The sequence below is a fragment of the Chthoniobacter sp. genome (assembly GCF_040003245.1).
In the GTDB taxonomy this organism is placed as follows: domain Bacteria; phylum Verrucomicrobiota; class Verrucomicrobiia; order Chthoniobacterales; family Chthoniobacteraceae; genus Chthoniobacter.
Genome location: NZ_JBDUCX010000308.1, coordinates 1 through 7,177, shown reverse-complemented (window position 1 = coordinate 7,177; position 7,177 = coordinate 1). Strand labels below are relative to the sequence as shown.

The 7,177-nt window shown below is 62.4% G+C and carries 6 protein-coding genes and 1 pseudogene; 2 read left to right on the top strand and 5 right to left on the bottom strand.

What is annotated here, in order from left to right:
- Positions 1-131, top strand: a pseudogene (locus tag ABJF10_RS27865) (ABC transporter ATP-binding protein); the annotation flags it as partial.
- Positions 132-144: 13 nt separating this feature from the next.
- On the opposite strand, the gene ABJF10_RS27860 reads toward ABJF10_RS27865, so the two are convergent.
- Positions 145-897 carry a hypothetical protein gene (locus ABJF10_RS27860; RefSeq protein WP_348547892.1) on the bottom strand — a complete coding sequence of 251 codons (753 nt, stop codon included), beginning with the start codon at positions 895-897 and terminating at the stop codon, positions 145-147.
- A gap of 214 nt (positions 898-1,111) precedes the next feature.
- On the opposite strand from ABJF10_RS27860, the gene ABJF10_RS27855 reads away from it, so the two are divergent.
- Complete coding sequence (locus ABJF10_RS27855) at positions 1,112-2,188, top strand: FtsW/RodA/SpoVE family cell cycle protein (RefSeq protein WP_348547891.1); 1,077 nt, start codon at positions 1,112-1,114, stop codon at positions 2,186-2,188.
- A 3-nt stretch (positions 2,189-2,191) separates the two neighbouring features.
- Here ABJF10_RS27855 and ABJF10_RS27850 read toward each other — a convergent pair whose 3' ends face one another.
- The 4 genes from ABJF10_RS27850 to ABJF10_RS27835 form a co-directional block, all read right to left on the bottom strand.
- A complete protein-coding gene (locus tag ABJF10_RS27850; RefSeq protein WP_348547890.1) occupies positions 2,192-2,644 on the bottom strand; it encodes a hypothetical protein in 453 nt (150 codons plus the stop codon).
- A gap of 55 nt (positions 2,645-2,699) precedes the next feature.
- On the bottom strand, positions 2,700-3,143 hold the full coding sequence (locus ABJF10_RS27845; protein WP_348547889.1) for a hypothetical protein: 444 nt from the start codon (positions 3,141-3,143) through the stop codon (positions 2,700-2,702).
- A gap of 560 nt (positions 3,144-3,703) precedes the next feature.
- Positions 3,704-5,653 (bottom strand): acetate--CoA ligase, encoded by a 1,950-nt coding sequence (gene acs / locus ABJF10_RS27840; protein WP_348547888.1) that lies wholly within the window; start codon positions 5,651-5,653, stop codon positions 3,704-3,706.
- A gap of 224 nt (positions 5,654-5,877) precedes the next feature.
- Positions 5,878-6,705, bottom strand: coding sequence for a hypothetical protein (locus ABJF10_RS27835; RefSeq protein WP_348547887.1), 828 nt, complete (start codon positions 6,703-6,705; stop codon positions 5,878-5,880).
- Positions 6,706-7,177 lie beyond the last annotated feature (472 nt).

The following is a 7,177-nucleotide window of genomic DNA, read 5'->3' as shown; positions in this document are numbered from 1 at the left end:
ACATGAGCGATCACGTGCTGGTGATGTATCGCGGCCAGATCGTGGAATCGGCTTCGGCGGAATCGATTTACGAAAATCCGCAGCACGAATACACGAAGAAGCTCCTCGCCGCCGTGCCGAAGTTTGCCTGACCCGGGCCCGCGGTCAGCTCGAGTGGCGATGCCGCCGGCGCCGGCTTTTCTTGCGCCGCTGGCGGTCGTCCCGGTCATTCTCGAAGAAGCCGATCGTCATCGCGACAATCACCGCCAGCGCGGCGATCCCAACGACTGCCCAGGCGTTGATGGAGGTGCCAGCAGCGACATCTTTCGAGGCGATTCCCGGTCCCCCAAATTGGCGTGAGATATCATCCGCTTTCCGGGCATCGATCTTCCCCATTTTGAAACTGTCCGCCGCTTGATTGAAGCTCACGTTTCCCAATCGAAGCTCGCCAGGCTCGGATTTCGATTCTTGGGGTCGGTCGATCCCGCCTTCGGCGGTCGATGGCGGGACGATACTCACTACCGGGCCCAAGCCTGCACCTTCCTCGACCCGGAAACGCATGCTGACGTTGCCCCGGACAGAGTCGAGCGAGAGAAACTGCGGCGAGGCGTCCTCCGTAAAGATCGCTGTTGGGAGCCCACCACGCCCAATTAATACCGGGGCCATCGGCTGCATCCCCCACTCGACGGCCGGCCAGGGCTGCTCCACTGGAGCTTCGGCAACGGGCGAAGCGGAGTTGCCAAAAGAGAATTGCGCCGACCCTACCTCGCCTGTCCCCAACCAGAGCAAGGCCGTGGCCAGCACCGTTGCGTATCCGGTCAGGATCGGCAGTTGAGAGTCTGAAGGGGCGTTACTGGGGGTAGGCAGTGGCGGGACCATGCGCGCTGGGCGAACCGTTCGGTCGGCAATCGGCGACATTCACTGCTATCGGACTCCGTAAAGCAAGCGCTCCAGACTTCTGCTGACCCCAGAACGCGGGTCCCGGCCGCCGCCGGATTCCCATCGTCTTGCGCCATTCGTCCCTGTCCCTCATTCCACTCGACATCCAACCAGAGCATGTTTATGTCCCCATGCTCGCACTGTCGGCGCACCCTTTTTCCGCATGACTCCACTGATTCGAAAACTGCTTGGCATGAACTGGCTCCTCCTGGCCACTGCGTTCACGCTCTGTATTTTGGGGGTGATCGCGGTGTATAGCGCCACGGCATTTCGGACAGACGATTACTGGCATAAGCAGGCGGTGTGGGCGGCGGCCGGCATCGCGGTCTTCATCGTCACGAGCCTCATTGATTATCGCTGGGTGAAGTGGGCGGCGTTGCCGGCGTATATCGCGAGCATCTTTTTCCTCATCCTCACCTATACCCATTTGGGTGAAGAACACGGCGGCGCGAAATGCTGGCTGCGCGTCCCCGGCGTGGGCACCTTCCAACCGGCGCAGATGGCGGTGATCGCCGGCGTGCTCACGGTGGGCCTTTTCCTGAGTCAGTTTCGCAAGATGCACCCCATGCTGAAGCTGGTCTTCACCGGCGCCATCGTCGGCGGGCCGATGCTCCTCATCCTCAAGCAGCCCGACCTCGGCATGACCCTGGTGTGGATTCCCACGATCATGGGGATGCTCATGCTCAATGGCCTGCCCAAGCGCTACATCATCGCCCTGCTGCTGCTGGCCGCCTGCGCCATTCCGCTGGAGATCTTCTTTGGCCTCAAGGATTACCAGCGCAAGCGCATCGTCGCCTTCGTGGACCCGGAAATCGACCGCCTCGGCTCGGGCTGGGCGATCAACCAGGCGCTCATCGCCATCGGCTCCGGAGGCTTTGCCGGCAAGGGTTTCATGGCCACCGGGACGCAGGTGGAACAGGGTTTCATTCCCGGGACGACAGTGCATACGGATTATATCAATACGGCCATTGGCGAGCAATTCGGGTTTGTCGGCGAGACAGTGCTGATTTCCATCTTCGGGTTACTTTTGATCACTTGCCTCCTCACGGCCCACGTGGCGGCAGACGAATTGGGTCTTTTGCTCACGGTCGGTTTCACCGGGCAGATCTTCTTCCACGTCTACCAGAATATAGGCATGACCATTGCCTTGATGCCGATCACCGGCATTCCCATGCCCTTGATCAGCTACGGCGGAACATTTCTGGTCATGGTGATGTTCGGCCTCGGCTTGGTGAACAGCGTCTGGGTGCACCGCAAGGCGCTGACCTAGGGGCTACTGCTCCGGCTTGATGTCTCGCACCTTGAGATATTCCTTCGGGGAAATCTTCAGGTAATAGCTCGGGCCGCGCTTGCGGTCGTCGGCGTCCTTGGCCTTTTGCGGCGCCTGGTAGAGGATGTAGCCGCCCTTCTCATCCACGCCGACGCGGGCCATATCGTCCGCCTCATATTCATGCCGCCGGTAATCTGCGGGATAAAGCGGCTGACCGTGCAATGCGGCGACGCTGAGAAACGGTGGCGTCGGCAGCGGGTCGGGCAGCGGAAAATAGTGGGCGTCCCCGACGGAAGTAAATTCCGCCGTGGTTTCCAGCGCGGCCCGGTGGCCGTTGTCCCGCCAGGTGAGCACGAGCACGATAAAGAGCACCACCAGCAAGGCGCCGCCGAGGCGCAGGGCGGCCTGGCGGCCAGGAAACTCAGGGGCATCTTCCGCAGGTGGTGTGTCGTTCATGTGGATTCGGCGCGATGTTGCGGCACGACGCCCTGCCGCGCCAAGCTCGCTGATTTCACCCGGCTCGCAAAATCAGCCACGTCCCGCCAAAAATCAGCACCGCAAAGATGAGCAGCAGCACCCAGGAGGTCCAGACATCCACCCGCTTTTCCTGCCCGCTTTTCTCGCGAGAAGCAGCCACCCGCGCCTCCTGCCCGGCGATGCGTTCCCGTTGGGCCAGAACCGCGGTGAGGGCATCCGGCTGATTGAGCGGCTCGACGCGATTGTCGGCCAGCGCCTTGCCGATTTCGCGGTAAGATTGCGTCTTGGATTTCTCCAGGGCTTCCACCTGCTTCTCCAGCTTCTGTTTGTCGCGCTTATGCGTGGCGATCTCGGCAACGAGCGCCGCATCGCTCGCGGCGAAGGTCTTTTCCAGGACGCGCAGGGCCTCGGTTTCCACGGACAGCATGGCGCGGCACTCCGCCAAGTCCACTTCGAGCCGCGGGATTTCGAGCTCCACTGCGGTGAGCTTTTCCTGCCACTCCTTTTCTCGAGCGGGATCGAGATCGTGCGCCGCTGCAGGCGCTGCACTTCGGCGTCCTCCTTGGGAGTGTGGTCGCCCTTGGCCAGCAGGACGCGATATTTCTCCTCTGCGCTCATCCTCTCGCGCTCGAGCGTCGGGATGCGCTCCGCGATTTCCTTGCGCTCCTTTTGCTTCGCGCCCAGTGCGCGCTCCCCTTCCTCCACCGGCCCCACCAATGGATCGCGGACGGCGATGCGGGCCGCGCGCTCGCTCTCGAAGGTAGCCCGTTCCGAGGTCCGTCGCTCTTCCAATTGCTGCAGGCTCAGGCCGCGCGCGGCACTTTCGTTCGTCAATTGTGCCTGGGAGCGCTCGACGTCCGTGACGCGGTCGACATGCTGCTGCGTGCTGCGATCGTAATCGGCCTGCTGCCAGCCGAGCAGGCCGAGCTTGCTCTCGAGCAGCGCCAGCGTGCGCCGTTGCCGCACGAGGCGGATCCGGCAAAACAGGCGGTCGCAAATCCGACCCAGTTCCCGCAGGCCCGGCGCGAGGTAGTTCACTTACTCCTGAGTCGCGCTGAGCCGCGCAAGAATGCTGAGATCCTCCAGCGTCGTGGTGTCGCCGGTCACGGTCTTGCCCGAGGCGATTTCCTTGAGCAGCCGGCGCATGATCTTGCCGCTGCGCGTCTTGGGCAGCATGTCGGCAAAGCGGATTTCGTCCGGCGTGGCCACCGGGCCGATCATCGTGCGGACATGCTTCTTCAAGACGTCACGCAGCTCCGGCTTGGCCTCGACGCCTTGCTTGAGCGTGACGAAGCAGACGACCGCCTGGCCCTTGAGTTCGTCGGGACGCCCCACGACCGCGGCCTCGGCCACGGCGGGATGCGAAACGAGCGCGCCCTCGACCTCGGCGGTGCCGAGGCGATGGCCGGCGACGTTGAGCACGTCGTCGATGCGACCGACGATCCAGAAGTAGCCGTCCTTGTCGCGGCGTGCGCCGTCCCCGGCAAAATACATGCCCTTGAAATCGCTCCAGTAGGTCTTCTTGTAGCGCGTCTTGTCGCCCCAGATCGTCCGCAGCATCGAGGGCCACGGCTTGCGGATGACGAGCTTGCCGCTCACCCCGGCCGGAACTTCCTTGCCGTTGTCGTCGACGATCGCCGCATCGACACCGAAGAACGGCAGCGTCGCCGTGCCCGGCTTCGTGGAAATGGCGCCGGGAATCGGCGTGATCATGTGGCCGCCGGTTTCGGTCTGCCACCAGGTGTCGACGATCGGGCAGCGCCCGCCGCCGATCACGTTGTGATACCACATCCACGCCTCAGGATTGATCGGCTCACCGACCGTGCCGAGCAGGCGCAACGAGCTGAGATCGTATTTCTTCGGCCATTCGTCGCCCCACTTGATGAAAGCGCGGATCGCCGTGGGCGCGGTGTAGAGGATCGTCACGCCGTAATCCTCGACGATCTTCCAGAAACGGCCGTTGTCCGGCCAGTTGGGCGCACCCTCGTACATCAGCGCCGTCGCCCCCATGGCCAGCGGACCGAAGACCACATAGCTGTGACCGGTCACCCAGCCGATATCGGCGGTGCACCAGTAAACGTCCTCATCCCGCATATCGAAGACGTACTTGCACGAGGTGTAGGCGCCGAGGAGATAGCCGGCGGTGCTGTGCAGGATGCCCTTCGGCTTCCCGGTCGAGCCGCTGGTGTAGAGAATGAAAAGCGGGTGCTCGCTGTCGAGTGGGACGGGCGGGCAATCGGCGTCGACGTATTCGACTTCGCGGTGCCACCACACATCGCGGCCTTCCTCGATGTGGACGTCATTGCCGGCGCGCCGGTAAACGATCACGCGCTTCACGGTGTGCCCGCCATCCTTGAGCGCGGCGTCGACATTGGCCTTGAGCGGAACGACCGCCCCGCGCCGATAGCCGCCATCCGCGGTGATGATCGCCACCGCACCGCTGTCCTGCACGCGGTCCTTGATCGATTCCGCGCTGAAGCCGCCGAACACCACCGAATGGGTGATGCCGAGGCGCGCGCAGGCCAGCATGGCCACCGCCGCCTCGGGAATCATCGGCATGTAAATGATGACGCGATCGCCCTTCTTGATTTTGTTGCGCTTGAGCACATTGGCAAAGCGGCAGACGTCGCGGTGCAATTGCTGGTAGGTGATGACGCGGCGCTCGCCGGGCTCGCCTTCGAAAATGATCGCCGCCTTGTTCTTGCGCGGGCCGTCGAGATGCCGGTCGAGGCAGTTCTCCGAGACGTTGAGCTTGCCGCCCACGAACCACTTGGCGAAAGGCTCCTGCCAGTCGAGGACCTTCAGCCACTTCTTGTTCCACTTCAGCTCCGACGCCTCGCGGGCCCAGAATTTATCGGGCTTCTTGATCGATTCGTCCCACATCTTCTTGTACTGCGCGAAGGACTGGATGCGGGCTTTTTTGACGAATTCCTTGGCGGGTTTGAAGACGCGATTTTCGATCAGGTGAGACTCGGGATTGTTGCTCATGGGGTATGGAGAAAAAAGGGAGTCGCTTGTGCTAGCAGCGCGGCTGATGGGCGACAAGGACTGGATTGCAGATTTCCTATCTGGGACTGCTTTTTTACCGGGGGGTGGCAGGCTGTGGGAGGCGCCGGCGAAGGGGCCATGAGACAATGGGACAATGGGACCGGCCTTCGCAAATATTGTCTGATTGTCTCATAGTCGCATTGTCGCGCGCTCAGCGGGTGCGCTCATGCTTTTGCCGCCGCTCCTGCCGCTGCCACTGCGTCCGCTTCCGCTGCGGCGGCCGCCGCTTCCTCCTTGGTGATGCCGAAAGACTTGTAGTCGAATGTCTCCAGAGGGACGCCGAAAAACCGCCGCATCCGCTCGGCTTGCTGCGCGGGGGTCACCACATGGATGCGCTCCAGGTATTCCGGGCGTCGTGCCCAGGCGATTTTCTCCTCGTCGGTGATGTCCTTCCACAGGCGGTGGGGCTCGGGATCCAAGTCGGTTTCCGTTTTCCTCCGCGACCGCTGGCTCGTGCGTTTCATTTCGAGGCGCTCGCGCTGGAGCTGCGCCCGGGCGCGCCGCAACTCCAGGCGCTCGCGGTGCAATTGCAACAGCTCGGCCTGCTGCTCGGCGCGGCGCATCTTCATGAGGTCGGCGCACATCTGGCGCTGTTTCTTCCAGGCCGCCTCGGGTTCCATGGACTCGATCTCCTTGGTGGCGACCACCATCCGGGAACTGAGCCACAACTGGAACACCTCGCTCAGCGGCATGCGTTCCTTCTCCGCGGCCTTGGTTTCCATCGCCCGCTCGTAGAGATGCTCGGCCACGACCAGCGCCTCCTGATACCGCAGCCACTCCTCGTACCCGCCCTTCTTCCATTCCGAGATGTTCTGTTCGCGGATTTCGGTGCCGGCGAAGAAGGCGTCCATCGCGGCGCGCACTTCGGGCAGCTCGTTGAGCCAGACGGTGATGGACCGTCCGGTGGCGCCTGCTTGCAGGCGATGGTTGATTTCTTCCCGGACAGCCTTGGGCAGCCGGGCGATTTTGCCGTTGCGGTAGGGATTACTCATGGGTCGGAACTAGTTGGAACTTTGGGAAAGGAGTGCCAGGAGCCAGGAGCCAGGAGCCAAGTGACAGACGCTTCCGCGCCTGCGGGACTGCGTGGTTCTTGGGAGCTGGCTGCATTGATGGGTCGGAACTCGTCGGAGGTCTCTGTAAACGGGCTTCAGACTTGAAGTCGGAACACCTCACTTTTTGAACCTTGCTGTCCGTATAGTTGAGCGCATGAAGCGTCATATCCATACTATATGAGCGCTTATATAAGCCGAGTCAAATCAAATTTGAGAGGCGAGACTGCATCGAAATTACGTTCCTTCCCGTCGCGCCAAGGAGAGCGTGCGCGGCGGCGAACTCCGGGGAGCGCACCCGTCCCGGGTGCTGGTTTCGGCGTCCCGCCGAAACGAACTTCTCAAGGCGTTCTCTGACCACAGATTCCGTAGTACTACCATGCGGAAAAAAGTTCGTGACGGCGGGACGCCGCCA

Excerpts from the sequence above, each read along its gene's own strand:
- ABJF10_RS27860 (WP_348547892.1), bottom strand. The coding sequence starts at position 897 with ATGTCGCCGATTGCCGACCGAACGGTTCGCCCAGCGCGCATGGTCCCG.
- ABJF10_RS27855 (WP_348547891.1), top strand. The coding sequence starts at position 1,112 with ATGAACTGGCTCCTCCTGGCCACTGCGTTCACGCTCTGTATTTTGGGG.
- ABJF10_RS27850 (WP_348547890.1), bottom strand. The coding sequence starts at position 2,644 with ATGAACGACACACCACCTGCGGAAGATGCCCCTGAGTTTCCTGGCCGC.
- acs (WP_348547888.1), bottom strand. The coding sequence starts at position 5,653 with ATGAGCAACAATCCCGAGTCTCACCTGATCGAAAATCGCGTCTTCAAA.
- ABJF10_RS27835 (WP_348547887.1), bottom strand. The coding sequence starts at position 6,705 with ATGAGTAATCCCTACCGCAACGGCAAAATCGCCCGGCTGCCCAAGGCT.